The sequence below is a fragment of the Limnohabitans sp. TEGF003 genome (assembly GCF_055395455.1).
This window is the reverse complement of sequence record NZ_AP029225.1, coordinates 2,733,136-2,751,218: the sequence shown is the minus strand read 5'-3', so window position 1 is coordinate 2,751,218 and position 18,083 is coordinate 2,733,136. Positions and strand designations below refer to the sequence as shown.

At 56.2% G+C, this 18,083-nt stretch carries 8 protein-coding genes, 2 tRNA genes and 5 rRNA genes; all 15 read left to right on the top strand.

Translation table 11 applies throughout. The features are described from left to right. Window positions 1-52 precede the first annotated feature (52 nt). The 15 genes from ACZ5RT_RS13020 (at window position 53) to ACZ5RT_RS12950 (ending at window position 18,004) form a co-directional block, all read left to right on the top strand. Window positions 53-2,929 (top strand): 23S ribosomal RNA (locus ACZ5RT_RS13020). 161 nt (window positions 2,930-3,090) lie between these two features. Next, window positions 3,091-3,203, top strand: a 5S ribosomal RNA gene (gene rrf, locus ACZ5RT_RS13015). Window positions 3,204-3,531: 328 nt separating this feature from the next. Next, a 16S ribosomal RNA gene (locus ACZ5RT_RS13010) occupies window positions 3,532-5,062 on the top strand. 98 nt (window positions 5,063-5,160) lie between these two features. Further along, window positions 5,161-5,237 (top strand) — tRNA-Ile (locus ACZ5RT_RS13005). Between the two features lie 46 nt (window positions 5,238-5,283). After that, window positions 5,284-5,359: transfer RNA gene (locus ACZ5RT_RS13000), tRNA-Ala, on the top strand. A 436-nt stretch (window positions 5,360-5,795) separates the two neighbouring features. Then, window positions 5,796-8,672: ribosomal RNA gene (locus ACZ5RT_RS12995) — 23S ribosomal RNA — on the top strand. 161 nt (window positions 8,673-8,833) lie between these two features. Next, window positions 8,834-8,946: ribosomal RNA gene (gene rrf, locus ACZ5RT_RS12990) — 5S ribosomal RNA — on the top strand. Together the 16S, 23S and 5S rRNA genes with 2 tRNA genes alongside form the textbook arrangement of a ribosomal RNA operon. A gap of 210 nt (window positions 8,947-9,156) precedes the next feature. Next, on the top strand, window positions 9,157-11,490 hold the full coding sequence (locus ACZ5RT_RS12985; protein ID WP_464452751.1) for a bifunctional salicylyl-CoA 5-hydroxylase/oxidoreductase: 2,334 nt from the start codon (window positions 9,157-9,159) through the stop codon (window positions 11,488-11,490). Between the two features lie 87 nt (window positions 11,491-11,577). After that, window positions 11,578-12,369, top strand: coding sequence for an SDR family NAD(P)-dependent oxidoreductase (locus ACZ5RT_RS12980; RefSeq protein WP_464452750.1), 792 nt, complete (start codon window positions 11,578-11,580; stop codon window positions 12,367-12,369). Then, window positions 12,366-12,869, top strand: a complete 504-nt coding sequence (locus tag ACZ5RT_RS12975; protein WP_291923680.1) for a MarR family winged helix-turn-helix transcriptional regulator — start codon at window positions 12,366-12,368, stop codon at window positions 12,867-12,869. Before ACZ5RT_RS12980 ends, ACZ5RT_RS12975 begins: the two co-directional genes overlap by 4 nt. A gap of 14 nt (window positions 12,870-12,883) precedes the next feature. Next, on the top strand, window positions 12,884-13,744 hold the full coding sequence (locus tag ACZ5RT_RS12970; RefSeq protein ID WP_464452749.1) for an enoyl-CoA hydratase family protein: 861 nt from the start codon (window positions 12,884-12,886) through the stop codon (window positions 13,742-13,744). Between the two features lie 3 nt (window positions 13,745-13,747). Beyond that, window positions 13,748-14,932: an acyl-CoA dehydrogenase family protein gene (locus tag ACZ5RT_RS12965; protein ID WP_464452748.1), complete on the top strand. Its 1,185-nt coding sequence runs from the start codon at window positions 13,748-13,750 to the stop codon at window positions 14,930-14,932. A 19-nt stretch (window positions 14,933-14,951) separates the two neighbouring features. After that, complete coding sequence (locus ACZ5RT_RS12960) at window positions 14,952-16,607, top strand: AMP-binding protein (protein ID WP_464454219.1); 1,656 nt, start codon at window positions 14,952-14,954, stop codon at window positions 16,605-16,607. Between the two features lie 10 nt (window positions 16,608-16,617). Further along, the gene (locus ACZ5RT_RS12955; RefSeq protein ID WP_019430837.1) at window positions 16,618-17,013 is read left to right on the top strand and encodes a RidA family protein; all 396 of its coding nucleotides are present in this window, start codon (window positions 16,618-16,620) and stop codon (window positions 17,011-17,013) included. 370 nt (window positions 17,014-17,383) lie between these two features. Continuing rightward, window positions 17,384-18,004 (top strand): TetR/AcrR family transcriptional regulator, encoded by a 621-nt coding sequence (locus tag ACZ5RT_RS12950; RefSeq protein ID WP_464452747.1) that lies wholly within the window; start codon window positions 17,384-17,386, stop codon window positions 18,002-18,004. The last annotated feature ends 79 nt before the right edge of the window (window positions 18,005-18,083 follow it).

Genomic DNA, 18,083 nt, shown 5'->3' with positions numbered 1-18,083 from the left:
GACAGTCCTTGAAATAACGATGGGTTCTCGATAAGAGAGTTCAAAGTTATAGGGTCAAGTGACTAAGAGCATGTGGTGGATGCCTTGGCAATGATAGGCGACGAAAGACGTGAAAGCCTGCGATAAGCTTCGGGGAGCTGGCAAATAAGCTTTGATCCGGAGATTTCTGAATGGGGAAACCCACCCTTCGGGGTATCGCATGATGAATACATAGTCATGCGAGGCGAACCGGGTGAACTGAAACATCTCAGTAGCTCGAGGAAAAGACATCAACCGAGATTCCGAAAGTAGTGGCGAGCGAAATCGGAAGAGCCTGTTAGTGATAGCGCAATTGTTAGCAAAGCGGCATGGAAAGGCCGACCATAGAGGGTGATAGTCCCGTATGCGAAAACAAATGTGTGGTACTGAGCTAACGACAAGTAGGGCGGGACACGAGAAATCCTGTCTGAATATGGGGGGACCATCCTCCAAGGCTAAATACTCATCATTGACCGATAGTGAACAAGTACCGTGAGGGAAAGGCGAAAAGAACCCCGGGAGGGGAGTGAAATAGATCCTGAAACCGCATGCTTACAAAAAGTAGGAGCCCGCAAGGGTGACTGCGTACCTTTTGTATAATGGGTCAGCGACTTACATTCAGTGGCAAGGTTAACCGAATAGGGAAGCCGTAGAGAAATCGAGTCCGAATAGGGCGATCAGTCGCTGGGTGTAGACCCGAAACCAAGTGATCTATCCATGGGCAGGATGAAGGTGCCGTAACAGGTACTGGAGGTCCGAACCGACTAATGTTGCAAAATTAGCGGATGACCTGTGGATAGGGGTGAAAGGCTAAACAAACTTGGAAATAGCTGGTTCTCTCCGAAAACTATTTAGGTAGTGCCTCAAGTATTACCTGCGGGGGTAGAGCACTGTTTTGGCTAGGGGGTCATGGCGACTTACCAAACCAAGGCAAACTCCGAATACCGCAGAGTACAGCTTGGGAGACAGAGCACCGGGTGCTAACGTCCGGACTCAAGAGGGAAACAACCCAGACCGCCAGCTAAGGTCCCTAAAATTGGCTAAGTGGGAAACGAAGTGGGAAGGCTAAAACAGTCAGGATGTTGGCTTAGAAGCAGCCATCATTTAAAGAAAGCGTAATAGCTCACTGATCGAGTCGTCCTGCGCGGAAGATGTAACGGGGCTAAGCCAGTTACCGAAGCTGCGGATTTGCAATTTATTGCAAGTGGTAGGAGAGCGTTCTGTAGGCCTGTGAAGGTGTGTTGTAAAGCATGCTGGAGGTATCAGAAGTGCGAATGCTGACATGAGTAGCGTTAAAGGGGGTGAAAAGCCCCCTCGCCGTAAGCGCAAGGTTTTCTACGCAACGTTCATCGGCGTAGAGTGAGTCGGCCCCTAAGGCGAGGCAGAGATGCGTAGCTGATGGGAAACAGGTCAATATTCCTGTACCGATGACAAGTGCGATGTGGGGACGGAGAAGGTTAGCTCAGCCAACTGTTGGATATGTTGGTTCAAGCCTGTAGTCGTGCTCGGTAGGCAAATCCGCCGGGCTTAGATGAGGGGTGATAACGAGGGTGCTTGCACCTGAAGTGAGTGATACCCTGCTTCCAGGAAAAGCCACTAAGCTTCAGCTTGTCATTGACCGTACCGCAAACCGACACTGGTGCGCGAGATGAGTATTCTAAGGCGCTTGAGAGAACTCAGGAGAAGGAACTCGGCAAATTGATACCGTAACTTCGGGAGAAGGTATGCCCCAAGTAGGTGAACTCGAACAGAGGGAGCCCAACGGGGTTGCAAAAAATCGGTGGCTGCGACTGTTTAATAAAAACACAGCACTCTGCAAACACGAAAGTGGACGTATAGGGTGTGACGCCTGCCCGGTGCTGGAAGATTAAATGATGGGGTGCAAGCTCTTGATTGAAGTCCCAGTAAACGGCGGCCGTAACTATAACGGTCCTAAGGTAGCGAAATTCCTTGTCGGGTAAGTTCCGACCTGCACGAATGGCGTAACGATGGCCACACTGTCTCCTCCTGAGACTCAGCGAAGTTGAAATGTTTGTGATGATGCAATCTCCCCGCGGAAAGACGGAAAGACCCCATGAACCTTTACTGTAGCTTTGTATTGGACTTTGAACAGATCTGTGTAGGATAGGTGGGAGGCTTTGAAGTGAGGACGCTAGTTCTCATGGAGCCGACGTTGAAATACCACCCTGGTGTGTTTGAGGTTCTAACCTAGGTCCATTATCTGGATCGGGGACAGTGCATGGTAGGCAGTTTGACTGGGGCGGTCTCCTCCCAAAGCGTAACGGAGGAGTTCGAAGGTACGCTAGTTACGGTCGGACATCGTGATAATAGTGCAATGGCATAAGCGTGCTTAACTGCGAGACTGACAAGTCGAGCAGATACGAAAGTAGGACATAGTGATCCGGTGGTTCTGTATGGAAGGGCCATCGCTCAACGGATAAAAGGTACTCTGGGGATAACAGGCTGATACCGCCCAAGAGTTCATATCGACGGCGGTGTTTGGCACCTCGATGTCGGCTCATCTCATCCTGGGGCTGTAGCCGGTCCCAAGGGTATGGCTGTTCGCCATTTAAAGAGGTACGTGAGCTGGGTTTAAAACGTCGTGAGACAGTTTGGTCCCTATCTTCCGTGGGCGCTGCAGATTTGAGGAAGCCTGCTCCTAGTACGAGAGGACCGGAGTGGACACACCTCTGGTGTATCGGTTGTCACGCCAGTGGCATTGCCGAGTAGCTAAGTGTGGAAGAGATAACCGCTGAAAGCATCTAAGCGGGAAACTCGTTTCAAGATGAGATCTGCCGGGGCCTTGAGCCCCCTAAAGAGTCGTTCAAGACCAGGACGTTGATAGGTCGGGTGTGGAAGCGCAGTAATGCGTTAAGCTAACCGATACTAATTGCTCGTGCGGCTTGACCCTATAACTTTGATCACACATCGAAGGGTGTGCATTGGTCAAGGCTGTTATGCCAAGTTGACGCATTCAAAAAAGGCTGAAAGGCCGGGCTGAAAAGTCCAAATCTGATTCGAAACTCTATGAATTCGTTGTCTTGACTGATATCAAGATGACAACAAGTTATGCCTGATGACCATAGCAAGTTGGTCCCACTCCTTCCCATCTCGAACAGGACAGTGAAACGACTTAGCGCCGATGATAGTGCGGATTCCCGTGTGAAAGTAGGACATCGTCAGGCTTCTAACAGCCCAAAACGCCTCACCGTTCGGTGGGGCGTTTTCTTTAGAAGACATTCAAATTCTTCTAAAGAAAGCGCAAAAGCGTGATACAATGGAAGGCTTCGCTGATCGCGGCGAGGCAAGAAAAGTGGCTCTAAGCTGCTTGGGTTCTTTAAAAATATACAGCCGATAAGCGTGGGCGTTTGATGGTGATTGCCAAGTTCTTCGGAACTTAGCTTTAATTAGCTAACAAACGCTCATGAAGTAAAAAAGATGTGGATATCAGAGATGATGTCCGCGTTGATTCCAATTTATGAGTTGCTCGAAAGAGCGAAAAAAATCAAGATCGAACTATAGAGTTTGATCCTGGCTCAGATTGAACGCTGGCGGAATGCTTTACACATGCAAGTCGAACGGTAGAGGGGGCAACCCCTCGAGAGTGGCGAACGGGTGAGTAATATATCGGAACGTGCCCAGTCGTGGGGGATAACGTAGCGAAAGTTACGCTAATACCGCATACGATCTACGGATGAAAGCGGGGGACCGTAAGGCCTCGCGCGATTGGAGCGGCCGATATCAGATTAGGTAGTTGGTGGGGTAAAGGCTCACCAAGCCAACGATCTGTAGCTGGTCTGAGAGGACGACCAGCCACACTGGAACTGAGACACGGTCCAGACTCCTACGGGAGGCAGCAGTGGGGAATTTTGGACAATGGACGCAAGTCTGATCCAGCCATTCCGCGTGCAGGATGAAGGCCCTCGGGTTGTAAACTGCTTTTGTACGGAACGAAAAGGTTTCCATTAATACTGGGAGCTCATGACGGTACCGTAAGAATAAGCACCGGCTAACTACGTGCCAGCAGCCGCGGTAATACGTAGGGTGCAAGCGTTAATCGGAATTACTGGGCGTAAAGCGTGCGCAGGCGGTTATGTAAGACAGAGGTGAAATCCCCGGGCTCAACCTGGGAACTGCCTTTGTGACTGCATAGCTAGAGTACGGTAGAGGGGGATGGAATTCCGCGTGTAGCAGTGAAATGCGTAGATATGCGGAGGAACACCGATGGCGAAGGCAATCCCCTGGACCTGTACTGACGCTCATGCACGAAAGCGTGGGGAGCAAACAGGATTAGATACCCTGGTAGTCCACGCCCTAAACGATGTCAACTGGTTGTTGGGTCTTCACTGACTCAGTAACGAAGCTAACGCGTGAAGTTGACCGCCTGGGGAGTACGGCCGCAAGGTTGAAACTCAAAGGAATTGACGGGGACCCGCACAAGCGGTGGATGATGTGGTTTAATTCGATGCAACGCGAAAAACCTTACCCACCTTTGACATGTACGGAAGTCGCTAGAGATAGCTTCGTGCTCGAAAGAGAACCGTAACACAGGTGCTGCATGGCTGTCGTCAGCTCGTGTCGTGAGATGTTGGGTTAAGTCCCGCAACGAGCGCAACCCTTGTCATTAGTTGCTACATTCAGTTGGGCACTCTAATGAGACTGCCGGTGACAAACCGGAGGAAGGTGGGGATGACGTCAAGTCCTCATGGCCCTTATAGGTGGGGCTACACACGTCATACAATGGCTGGTACAAAGGGTTGCCAACCCGCGAGGGGGAGCTAATCCCATAAAACCAGTCGTAGTCCGGATCGCAGTCTGCAACTCGACTGCGTGAAGTCGGAATCGCTAGTAATCGTGGATCAGAATGTCACGGTGAATACGTTCCCGGGTCTTGTACACACCGCCCGTCACACCATGGGAGCGGGTCTCGCCAGAAGTAGTTAGCCTAACCGCAAGGAGGGCGATTACCACGGCGGGGTTCGTGACTGGGGTGAAGTCGTAACAAGGTAGCCGTATCGGAAGGTGCGGCTGGATCACCTCCTTTCTGGAAACTGCAATCTAAATTGAACGCTCACACTTATCGGTTGTTGGAAGGTTGTCGCTGACGGCTTGGGCTTTGCTTGGGTTATTGGTGACCGGCTTGGGTCTGTAGCTCAGTTGGTTAGAGCACTGTGTTGATAACGCAGGGGTCGTTGGTTCGAGACCAACCAGACCCACCAATCCTTCTGAGGACAAGCGCTGTAAGGCGCAAGAGGGTAAGACACCGGGGGATTAGCTCAGCTGGGAGAGCACCTGCTTTGCAAGCAGGGGGTCGTCGGTTCGATCCCGTCATCCTCCACCATCACTTATCGAATGTCTGGGGTCTGTATGGATCTCGCAGATTGTTCATTCAAAACAAAAGCTGCTTTGCAAGAAGTTTGTAAAGGCTGTTTTTGTGTTGATTGATATTGATCGATTGACAAGTGTCGCAAGACACACGGCTGTTCTTTAAAAATTCATAGAGTCGAATCAGAGTTGCCAGGGGAAACCGCACATTCGTAAAGGTTTAGTGCGGACCGTGCCCCTGGTGACAATTTTTTGATTGCGTCAAAACGAATATTCAACGGTGCCGAAAGGCAGTTGAGATTCAGTAATGACGAATTGTTCTTTTAATGTTGGATAGAAATATCCGGTGTTGAAGGAATATTCACATTACGGCATAACGCGTCAGGTGAAAGACCTGACAGACAGTCCTTGAAATAACGATGGGTTCTCGATAAGAGAGTTCAAAGTTATAGGGTCAAGTGACTAAGAGCATGTGGTGGATGCCTTGGCAATGATAGGCGACGAAAGACGTGAAAGCCTGCGATAAGCTTCGGGGAGCTGGCAAATAAGCTTTGATCCGGAGATTTCTGAATGGGGAAACCCACCCTTCGGGGTATCGCATGATGAATACATAGTCATGCGAGGCGAACCGGGTGAACTGAAACATCTCAGTAGCTCGAGGAAAAGACATCAACCGAGATTCCGAAAGTAGTGGCGAGCGAAATCGGAAGAGCCTGTTAGTGATAGCGCAATTGTTAGCAAAGCGGCATGGAAAGGCCGACCATAGAGGGTGATAGTCCCGTATGCGAAAACAAATGTGTGGTACTGAGCTAACGACAAGTAGGGCGGGACACGAGAAATCCTGTCTGAATATGGGGGGACCATCCTCCAAGGCTAAATACTCATCATTGACCGATAGTGAACAAGTACCGTGAGGGAAAGGCGAAAAGAACCCCGGGAGGGGAGTGAAATAGATCCTGAAACCGCATGCTTACAAAAAGTAGGAGCCCGCAAGGGTGACTGCGTACCTTTTGTATAATGGGTCAGCGACTTACATTCAGTGGCAAGGTTAACCGAATAGGGAAGCCGTAGAGAAATCGAGTCCGAATAGGGCGATCAGTCGCTGGGTGTAGACCCGAAACCAAGTGATCTATCCATGGGCAGGATGAAGGTGCCGTAACAGGTACTGGAGGTCCGAACCGACTAATGTTGCAAAATTAGCGGATGACCTGTGGATAGGGGTGAAAGGCTAAACAAACTTGGAAATAGCTGGTTCTCTCCGAAAACTATTTAGGTAGTGCCTCAAGTATTACCTGCGGGGGTAGAGCACTGTTTTGGCTAGGGGGTCATGGCGACTTACCAAACCAAGGCAAACTCCGAATACCGCAGAGTACAGCTTGGGAGACAGAGCACCGGGTGCTAACGTCCGGACTCAAGAGGGAAACAACCCAGACCGCCAGCTAAGGTCCCTAAAATTGGCTAAGTGGGAAACGAAGTGGGAAGGCTAAAACAGTCAGGATGTTGGCTTAGAAGCAGCCATCATTTAAAGAAAGCGTAATAGCTCACTGATCGAGTCGTCCTGCGCGGAAGATGTAACGGGGCTAAGCCAGTTACCGAAGCTGCGGATTTGCAATTTATTGCAAGTGGTAGGAGAGCGTTCTGTAGGCCTGTGAAGGTGTGTTGTAAAGCATGCTGGAGGTATCAGAAGTGCGAATGCTGACATGAGTAGCGTTAAAGGGGGTGAAAAGCCCCCTCGCCGTAAGCGCAAGGTTTTCTACGCAACGTTCATCGGCGTAGAGTGAGTCGGCCCCTAAGGCGAGGCAGAGATGCGTAGCTGATGGGAAACAGGTCAATATTCCTGTACCGATGACAAGTGCGATGTGGGGACGGAGAAGGTTAGCTCAGCCAACTGTTGGATATGTTGGTTCAAGCCTGTAGTCGTGCTCGGTAGGCAAATCCGCCGGGCTTAGATGAGGGGTGATAACGAGGGTGCTTGCACCTGAAGTGAGTGATACCCTGCTTCCAGGAAAAGCCACTAAGCTTCAGCTTGTCATTGACCGTACCGCAAACCGACACTGGTGCGCGAGATGAGTATTCTAAGGCGCTTGAGAGAACTCAGGAGAAGGAACTCGGCAAATTGATACCGTAACTTCGGGAGAAGGTATGCCCCAAGTAGGTGAACTCGAACAGAGGGAGCCCAACGGGGTTGCAAAAAATCGGTGGCTGCGACTGTTTAATAAAAACACAGCACTCTGCAAACACGAAAGTGGACGTATAGGGTGTGACGCCTGCCCGGTGCTGGAAGATTAAATGATGGGGTGCAAGCTCTTGATTGAAGTCCCAGTAAACGGCGGCCGTAACTATAACGGTCCTAAGGTAGCGAAATTCCTTGTCGGGTAAGTTCCGACCTGCACGAATGGCGTAACGATGGCCACACTGTCTCCTCCTGAGACTCAGCGAAGTTGAAATGTTTGTGATGATGCAATCTCCCCGCGGAAAGACGGAAAGACCCCATGAACCTTTACTGTAGCTTTGTATTGGACTTTGAACAGATCTGTGTAGGATAGGTGGGAGGCTTTGAAGTGAGGACGCTAGTTCTCATGGAGCCGACGTTGAAATACCACCCTGGTGTGTTTGAGGTTCTAACCTAGGTCCATTATCTGGATCGGGGACAGTGCATGGTAGGCAGTTTGACTGGGGCGGTCTCCTCCCAAAGCGTAACGGAGGAGTTCGAAGGTACGCTAGTTACGGTCGGACATCGTGATAATAGTGCAATGGCATAAGCGTGCTTAACTGCGAGACTGACAAGTCGAGCAGATACGAAAGTAGGACATAGTGATCCGGTGGTTCTGTATGGAAGGGCCATCGCTCAACGGATAAAAGGTACTCTGGGGATAACAGGCTGATACCGCCCAAGAGTTCATATCGACGGCGGTGTTTGGCACCTCGATGTCGGCTCATCTCATCCTGGGGCTGTAGCCGGTCCCAAGGGTATGGCTGTTCGCCATTTAAAGAGGTACGTGAGCTGGGTTTAAAACGTCGTGAGACAGTTTGGTCCCTATCTTCCGTGGGCGCTGCAGATTTGAGGAAGCCTGCTCCTAGTACGAGAGGACCGGAGTGGACACACCTCTGGTGTATCGGTTGTCACGCCAGTGGCATTGCCGAGTAGCTAAGTGTGGAAGAGATAACCGCTGAAAGCATCTAAGCGGGAAACTCGTTTCAAGATGAGATCTGCCGGGGCCTTGAGCCCCCTAAAGAGTCGTTCAAGACCAGGACGTTGATAGGTCGGGTGTGGAAGCGCAGTAATGCGTTAAGCTAACCGATACTAATTGCTCGTGCGGCTTGACCCTATAACTTTGATCACACATCGAAGGGTGTGCATTGGTCAAGGCTGTTATGCCAAGTTGACGCATTCAAAAAAGGCTGAAAGGCCGGGCTGAAAAGTCCAAATCTGATTCGAAACTCTATGAATTCGTTGTCTTGACTGATATCAAGATGACAACAAGTTATGCCTGATGACCATAGCAAGTTGGTCCCACTCCTTCCCATCTCGAACAGGACAGTGAAACGACTTAGCGCCGATGATAGTGCGGATTCCCGTGTGAAAGTAGGACATCGTCAGGCTTCTAACAGCCCAAAACGCCTCACCGTTCGGTGGGGCGTTTTGCTTTGTGCGATGAGTTTCCTCATCCACATGCAACTTCCCCATTTTTTCATTGCCTTGCAAGGGTTTTTACCTGATTGACAGCGAGTTCATTTGCTCAAATACTTGAAGCCTGAAATATATGGACCTGAATTAATGGGTTTGTATGGTCTAAAGCAAAGAGAGTGAACATGAAAATCGTGTGCATTGGCGGTGGTCCTTCCGGCTTGTACTTCGCGTTGCTGATGAAAAAACTCGGCCCGCAGCACGACATCACCGTGGTAGAGCGCAACAAGCCCTATGACACCTTTGGTTGGGGTGTTGTGTTTTCCGACCAGACGCTCGAAAACATGCGCCAGTGGGACGTTGAAACCGCCAATGAGGTGCAGCAGGCTTTTAACCATTGGGATGACATTGAGCTGCACTTCAAGGAACGCGTGATCCGGTCCGGCGGCCACGGGTTTGTGGGCATCGGCCGAAAGAAGTTGCTCAACATATTGCAGGCTCGTTGCGAGGAATTGGGTGTGAAGCTGCTGTTTGAGCAGGACGCGCAATCCGATCTGGACTTCCCCGATGCCGATCTGATCATCGCCAGCGATGGCATCAATTCCCGCGTACGCAGCCGTTTGCCCGAGGTCTTTCAGCCCGACATCGTCACCCGGCCCAACCGCTACATCTGGCTGGGCACTAACCGCTTGTACGACGCCTTCACCTTTTTGTTCGAGAAGACAGAACACGGCTGGTTCCAGGCGCACGTCTACAAGTTCGACAATCAGACGTCCACCTTCATCGTCGAATGCCCTGAGCACGTCTGGCTGGCCCACGGTCTGGACAAGGCCGATCAGGATGTCTCGATTGCCTTCTGTGAAAAGCTCTTTGCCAAGAACTTGCAAGGCGAAAAGTTGATGACCAACGCCCGCCACCTGCGTGGATCGGCGTGGCTCAACTTCCAGCGCGTCAAGTGCGCCCACTGGTCGCATTTCAACGGCAACAGCCATGTGGTGCTGATGGGTGACGCGGTGCACACCGCACACTTCGCGATCGGCTCGGGCACCAAGCTCGCGCTCGAAGACGCGATCGAGCTGGTGCGCCAGTTCAAGACCGTGGGCGACACGGCCGACCGCATTCCCGAGGTGCTGCAGAAGTACCAGGCCGTGCGGGAGATCGACGTGATCCGCCTGCAGAACGCCGCCTGGAACGCGATGGAGTGGTTCGAGGTCTGCGGCGAGCGCTACTGCGACCAGCTCGAACCTGAGCAGTTCATGTACTCCATGCTCACCCGCAGCCAGCGCATCAGCCACGAGAATTTGCGTCTGCGTGACAAGGCCTGGCTCGAAGGTTACGAGGCCTGGTTCGCAGGCCGCACGGCCACGCCGGGCATTCGCCCACCGATGTTCACGCCTTATACACAGCGCTCTGTCACGCTCAAGAACCGCGTGGTGGTCTCGCCCATGGCGCAATACATGGCGGTGGACGGCCGCGTGGGCGACGACCACCTTGTGCACTTGGGCGCACGCGCCATGGGCGGTGCAGGGCTGGTGATGGTCGAGATGACTTCGCCCAGCGCCGACGGCCGCATCACGCACGGTTGCCCGGGCCTGTGGAATGACCAGCAGACCAGCGACTTTGCAAGAATAGTGGACTGGGTGCACGCCAAGTCAGACGCCAAGATCGGACTGCAGATCGGACACGCCGGGCCCAAAGGCTCAACCTGCCGTCCCTGGCAAGGCGCGGGCATGGACCAGCCTGTGCCCGCAGACGATGCAGAAGGCAACTGGCCTCTGATCGCTGCGTCAGCCATCCCGTATCTGACTCATGGCGATGTGCCACGTGCCATGACACGTGCCGACATGGAGCGCGTCACGGCTGACTTCGTGGCCTGCACGCAGCGCGCTGCCCAAGCAGGCTTTGACTGGCTGGAACTGCACTGTGCACACGGATATCTCTTGTCGAGTTTCATCAGTCCATTGACCAATCAGCGAACCGACGAGTACGGCGGTTCGCTCGCCAACCGTCTGCGTTACCCGCTAGAAGTGTTTGCCGCCGTGCGTGCAGCCTGGCCCAAACATCTGCCGATGTCGGTGCGCATCTCGGCGCACGACTGGGTCGAAGGCGGCATCACGCCGAGCGATGCGGTCGAGATCGCACGCGCCTTCAAGGCTGCAGGCGCCGATATGATCGACTGCTCGTCGGGCCAGGTCAGTACGCAGCAAAAGCCCACTTATGGCCGCATGTACCAGACCCCGTTTGCCGACCGCATCCGCCAGGAAGCGGGCATCGCCACCATCGCGGTGGGTGCCATCAGCGAAGCCGACCACGTCAACAGCATCCTGGCTGCAGGGCGCGCCGACCTGTGCGCCGTGGCACGCCCGCATCTGGCCAACCCGGCCTGGACACTGACCGAAGCGGCGCGCATCGGCTTCAAGGATATCGCTTGGCCGCGTGGCTACGTGTCGGGCAAGCCGCAGCTTGAAGCGGGTTTTGCCCGTGAGCGTGCGCTGCAGACCGCTGGCAAAGGGGATTGAGATGGTGCATCAAAGAGCAGGGGGTGCCCCTTCGTCAAAGTTGGGCATCCTTCGCGGCGAGTGCGCCGCTCCTACAGAGGTTAAAGCATGTTGAGCAACCGCCACGCCCTCATCACAGGCGCGGGTGCTGGCATTGGTGCGGCCATCGCGCTGGCCTTGGCTCAGGCGGGAAGCCGCTTGACACTGTGTGGTCGCTCGCAAGACAAGCTGCAAGCGCAAGCCGAGGCCCTGCGTGCGCAAGTGCCCGACGTGGCGGTGATGATTGCGCCCATGGATGTGGCCGATGAATATGCCGTGCAAGCGGCTGTTCAGCAAGCGCAAGCCCGCTTGGGTCCGGTCAACATCCTGGTCAACAACGCGGGTCAGGCACACAGTGCGCCCTTTACCAAAACCGATGCCGCGCTGTGGCAGCAGATGCTGAATGTCAACCTCACGGGCACTTACCACTGCATCCAGGCGGTGCTGCCGGGCATGCTCGAAGCAGCAGCGAACGGAACACCGGGACGCATCGTGAACATCGCCAGCACAGCGGGCCTCAAGGGCTACGCCTATGTGAGCGCCTATGTAGCCGCCAAGCACGGTGTGGTGGGCCTGACCAAGGCCTTGGCACTGGAATTGGCCCGCAAAGGCGTGACGGTGAACGCCATTTGCCCCGGCTACACCGAGACCGACATCGTGCGCGAAGCGGTGCAGAACATCGTGAACAAAACCGGCAAGAGCGAAGTTGAAGCCCGCCAGGCACTGGCTGCCAGCAACCCGCAGCAGCGCCTGGTTCAACCGAACGAAGTGGCGCAAAGCGTGTTGTGGCTGTGCGCAGCGGGCAGCGATGCGATCAACGGCCAGGCCATTGCGATTGACGGCGGGGAGCTGGCAGGATGAGTGCTCGACCTGATATTGACATGGAAGTGCGTGCGCACGCAGACCACCACGCCTCGCTGCGCCTGTGGCTGCGCCTGTTGTCGGCCACCACCCGTATCGAAGATACGATCCGCCAGCGCCTGCGTGAGCAGTTTGGCATCACGCTGCCGCGCTTTGACTTGATGGCGCAGCTGGAGCGCGAACCGCGAGGCCTGTCGATGAGCGAGCTGTCGCGCCGCATGATGGTCACGGGCGGCAACGTCACAGCCATAGTCGACCAGCTGGAAAAAGAACAACTCGTGCAACGCCAACCCCAGCCCGGAGACCGACGTGCGTTTGCGGTGCACCTGACGCCTGCTGGTCGCGAGGCTTTTGCCGCCATGGCCAGTGCCCACGAAAACTGGGTGGTCGAGTTGCTGTCGCCCTTGCCCGCACAGCAGCAAGAGCAACTGCACCAACTGCTGGGCACCCTGAAGACGGGTCAACCCAGCCCACCCCCAATCCACCCACACACGGAATGAACCGAGGAGATCCCATGAGCACACGCTACCTGCCAGGCCAGCCGCACCAGCTGCCCCGCCACAACCAGCCCATGGCGGGCTATCAGCCCGAGCATTTTTTGCTGTCCGTCAATGACGGTGTCGCGACCGTGAGCCTGAACCGCCCTGAACGCAAGAATCCGCTGTCCTTCGATTCGTACGCCGAGCTGCGCGATTTCTTCCGCGCCTTGCCCTACGCGCCCGACATCCACGCCGTGGTCATCACGGGCGAGGGCGGCAACTTCTGCTCGGGCGGTGATGTGCACGAGATCATTGGCCCGCTCACGAAGCTGGACATGCCCGGCCTCCTGGCCTTCACCCGCATGACGGGCGACTTGGTCAAGGCCATGCGCGCTTGCCCGCAACCCATCATCGCCGCCATCGACGGCGTATGCGCGGGCGCAGGCGCGATCCTGGCCATGGCGTCTGACCTGCGCTACGGCACCGAGCGCAGCAAGACCTATTTCCTGTTCAACAAGGTGGGCCTGGCCGGTTGCGACATGGGCGCGTGCGCGCTCTTGCCGCGCATCATCGGCCAGGGGCGCGCCAGCGAGCTGCTGTTCACTGGGCGTGGCCTGGGCGCGCTGGAGGCCGAGCGCTGGGGTTTTTACAACCGCGTGTGCGGCGCAGACGAGGTGTTGAGCGAGGCCCAGGCCATGGCTGCACAGCTGGTGGCAGGCCCTACCTTTGCCAACGGCATCACCAAGAAGATGCTGCAGCAGGAATGGAACATGGGCGTGGACGAAGCCATCGAGGCCGAAGCCCAGGCCCAGGCCATCTGCATGGCCACGAACGACTTCCACCGGGCATACCACGCCTTTGTGGGCAAGCAAACGCCAGTGTTCGAGGGGGATTGAGTCATGTCCGACCACACAGCGTCACACCCAGCAGAACTCGACTGGCCCTTCTTTGACGACAGCCACCGCGACTTCAAAGTGCGGCTGGACGCCTGGTGCAACGAACACCTGGCCCACGTACACCACGACGAAAGCCGCGACGCGGTGGACGCCGAATGCATCCGTCTGGTGCGCCTGCTGGGCAGCGGCGGCTGGCTCAAGCATGCAGTATCGGGCACGGCCTATGGCGCAGCGTCGGACGTGATCGACACGCGCCAGCTGTGCCTGCTGCGCGAAACGCTGGCCTTCCACAACGGTATGTCGGACTTCGCGTTTGCCATGCAGGGCTTGGGCACAGGCGCCATCAGCCTCATGGGCACACCCGATCAAAAGCAGCGCTACCTGGCGCGTGTGGCGTCGGGCCAGGCCTTGAGCGCCTTTGCCTTGAGCGAGCCCGATGCGGGCTCAGACGTGGCAGCCATGCAGTGCAGCGCCACGGCCACGGCAGACGGCTATGTGCTCAACGGCCGCAAGACCTGGATCAGCAATGGCGGCATTGCCGACTTTTATGTGGTGTTCGCCCGCACAGGCGAAGCCCCCGGCGCACGCGGCATCACGGCTTTCATTGTCGATGCCGATACGCCCGGTCTGTCCATCGAAGAGCGCATCGACGTGGTCGCGCCGCACCCGTTGGCCACGCTCAAGTTCGACAACTGCAAGGTGGCTGCCAATCAACGCATTGGCGAAGCGGGCCAAGGCTTCAAGGTCGCCATGGCCACGCTCGATGTGTTCCGCACCTCTGTGGCGGCAGCCGCTTTGGGCTTTGGGCGGCGTGCGCTGCACGAGTCCATCAGCTGGGCACGTTCGCGCAAGATGTTTGGGCAGAGCTTGGGTGACTTCCAGATCACCCAGACCAAGATCGCCCAAATGGCCACCATGCTGGACGCGGCCACGCTCTTGACCTACCGCGCCGCTTGGTTGCGCGACCAAGGCGGGCGCATCACCCGCGAAGCAGCCATGGCCAAGATGACCGCCACCGAAAACGCCCAACAGATCATCGACATGGCGGTGCAGATGCACGGCGGCATGGGCGTCAAAAAAGGCGTGATGGTCGAGTCGCTGTACCGCGAAATCCGTGCGCTGCGCATTTACGAAGGCGCCACCGAAGTGCAGCAGCTGATCATTGGTAAGGACTTGTTGAAAGCTTGACATGAGCGACTGGAACCAACTGCTGCCCAGCAGCCACACCGACACCTTTGCGCGTGATCGGCTGCCGCCCAAAGATCAACTGCCTGTGTTCATGGCGGACAGGCCCGAGCTGGACTACCCGGACCAGATCAACTGCGCGGTGGAACTGGTGGACCGTCATGTGAGCGAAGGCCGAGGCAGTCGCATTGCGCTGCATGGCGTGAGTGACTTCAACAAGGGTGGTGGCGACTTCAGCTGGACGTATGCGCAGTTGCAGGACAAGAGCAACCGCATCGCCCAGGTGTTGACCCTCGACATGGGCCTCGTGCCCGGCAACCGCATTTTGCTGCGCGGCGGCAACAGCCCCATGATGGCCGCTTGCTTGCTCGGCGCACTCAAGGCCGGGCTGGTGGCGGTGCCCACCATGCCGCTGCTGCGTGCGGGCGAGTTGGCACAGATCATCGACAAAGCGCAGGTCAGTGCCGCCCTGTGCGACAGCCTGCTGGCCGACGAACTGCAGCACTGCATGACGCCCGGTCACGCCAGCCACATGGCCAGCTTGCAGCAGTTGGTGCAGTTCCGCAGCGATGCCCCTGATGGCCTGGAGCAGCGCATGCAGCGGCAGAGCGGCGCGTACACCGCGCACCCCACCAGCCGCGATGACGTGTGCCTGATCGCGTTCACCAGCGGCACCACGGGCAAGCCCAAGGGCACCATGCACTTCCACCGCGATGTGCTGGCCATGTGCGATTTGTTCCCGCGCCACATATTGCAGATGAACGAGAACGATGTGGTCTGCGGCACGCCGCCCATCGCCTTCACCTTCGGCTTGGGTGGTCTGCTGGCGTTCCCGCTGCGATATGGCGCGAGCACCGTGCTGCTCGAAAAGCACACGCCCGAGACCTTGATGCAGACCATTAACAAGTACCGCGCCACGCAGTGCTACACAGCGCCCACGATGTACCGCCAGATGGCGACGCTGGCTAAAGGCATTGACCTGTCGAGCCTCAAGCACCCTGTCTCGGCAGGCGAGGCCTTGCCCGACGCCACCCGCCAGCTGTGGAAGCAGGCCACGGGCATCGAAATGACCGACGGCATTGGCGGCACCGAAGTGATCCACATCTACATCTCGAGTGCGGGCGCTCAAGTACGCCCCGGCAGCATCGGCCAAGTGGTCCCCGGCTATGTGGCGCAGATCGTGGGCGATGACATGCAACCCGTGCCACCCGGCACCGTGGGGCGGCTCGCTGTGCGCGGCCCCACAGGCTGCAAATACCTGGCCGACCCGCGCCAGCAAGAGTATGTGAAAGACGGCTGGAACCTGCCCGGCGACACCTTCGTCATGGACGCCGATGGCTACTTCAGCTACCAGGCCCGCAACGACGACATGATCATCTCGGCGGGCTACAACATTGCAGGCCCCGAGGTGGAAGGCGCTTTGCTGCAACACCCGGCCGTGGCCGAATGCGGCGTGGTCGGCATGCCCGACGAAGACCGTGGCCACATCGTGCAGGCCTATGTGGTGCTGAAGCCCGGCCACACAGGTGATGCGGCCATGGAAAAAGCCTTGCAAGAGCACGTCAAGCAAACCATTGCGCCGTTCAAGTACCCGCGCAAGGTGGTCTTTTTGGACGCCTTGCCCCGCACCGAAACCGGCAAACTGCAGCGCTTCAAGCTGCGTCAAATTTCTTCCTGAGGAGCCCCATATGTTCAACGTCTTGCAACCCGAAGGCTGGGCACCCGCCAAAGGCTATGCCAACGGCATCGAAGCGCGTGGCCGCATGGTGTTCGTCGCGGGCATGATCGGCTGGAACGGCCAGGCCCAATTCGAGACCGACGACTTTGTGGCCCAGTGCCGCCAGGCCCTGCAAAACATCGTCGACACACTCGCGTGCGCAGGCGCAGGCCCACAGCACATGGCCCGCATGACCTGGTACGTCAAAGACAAGAAGGAATACCTCGCACGCGGCAGGGAGCTGGGCAAGGTCTATCAGGAAGTCATCGGCAAGAACTACCCGGCCATGACACTGGTGCAGGTGGCAGATCTGGTGGAAGACCGTGCGTTGGTGGAGATTGAAGTGACGGCGGTGGTGCCGGAGTGAGCGAAAAATGCTTTGGTAAGAAGCTGTAGAAAGCCTAGATCGATCGGCAGGTTTAGGCTGCAAGCCGACATCAGTCAGTAACGCTTGGCCGGCAGAACCCGGCCATGAGGCGTCGTTGGCATATCCTACCTGGTGGACCGGTAAAGGCTGGCAAGAGTCATTCGCACCTGCTGGCTCGGCCGATGGGCGCTGTGAATACCGGACATTTGGCAGATGACGACCCAGATGACAGCACTTAGCCGACACCGGTCGCTGGCACTCGTTTCCAACGATCAGATCAGTATGACAGGTCCAGCGCCGAACATACTGGTGCGACCGACTCAAAAGGCATTGGAAATCATGATAAAGTAATTCATCAATTACTTATCTTATGGTCGCCAACACACGAATCAAGCTCAAAAGCGAAGACCGCCAGGCAGAACTGATCCAGGCAGCCTTGAGATTGGCCGCTCAGCGCAGCCCAGCCGGAATCACCACGGGTGACCTGGCCTTGGCCATCGGAATCACCCAAGGGGGCGTATTCAAGCATTTCGACAGCAAGGAGGCCATCTGGCTGGCTGTTCTTGATTGGGTACGCCAGTCCTTGATGGAGCAGCTTGAGCAAGCAGCACAAGCACGGCAGGACAATGCCTTGCAGGCCCTGCGTGCAGTCTTCTTGGCCCACATCGGTTTTGTTGAGCAGTTCCCGGGGGTTCCCCGTCTTGTCTTTCAAGAGTTGCAGCATGCCAAGCCCACACCGCTCAAAGGCAGGGTGCAGCAACTGATGGCCGACTACCGGACTCTGGTGACCCAACTGCTGGACCACGCCCGTGAAGAGCGCTTGCTGGCAAAAGATGTGGATCTCCCGTCGGCAGCGGTCCTCTTCATGGGAGCGGTTCAGGGGCTGGTCATGCAGTCTCTGGTCACGGGCAATCTCCATGGACTGGCACGACAGGGCAAAGCCGTGTTCAAACTCTACGAGGCAGGCCTGTTGCCAAATCCTAAAACCTGACGAAAGAAGCGCCGATGACACTCTCCAATATCAAAAAGCGGCAGGTCTTGGTCGCAACCAGTGCCGCGATCGTGATTGT

Coding starts and splice junctions, on each gene's coding strand:
- ACZ5RT_RS12985 (WP_464452751.1), top strand. CDS start 9,157: ATGAAAATCGTGTGCATTGGCGGTGGTCCTTCCGGCTTGTACTTCGCG.
- ACZ5RT_RS12980 (WP_464452750.1), top strand. CDS start 11,578: ATGTTGAGCAACCGCCACGCCCTCATCACAGGCGCGGGTGCTGGCATT.
- ACZ5RT_RS12975 (WP_291923680.1), top strand. CDS start 12,366: ATGAGTGCTCGACCTGATATTGACATGGAAGTGCGTGCGCACGCAGAC.
- ACZ5RT_RS12970 (WP_464452749.1), top strand. CDS start 12,884: ATGAGCACACGCTACCTGCCAGGCCAGCCGCACCAGCTGCCCCGCCAC.
- ACZ5RT_RS12965 (WP_464452748.1), top strand. CDS start 13,748: ATGTCCGACCACACAGCGTCACACCCAGCAGAACTCGACTGGCCCTTC.
- ACZ5RT_RS12955 (WP_019430837.1), top strand. CDS start 16,618: ATGTTCAACGTCTTGCAACCCGAAGGCTGGGCACCCGCCAAAGGCTAT.
- ACZ5RT_RS12950 (WP_464452747.1), top strand. CDS start 17,384: ATGGTCGCCAACACACGAATCAAGCTCAAAAGCGAAGACCGCCAGGCA.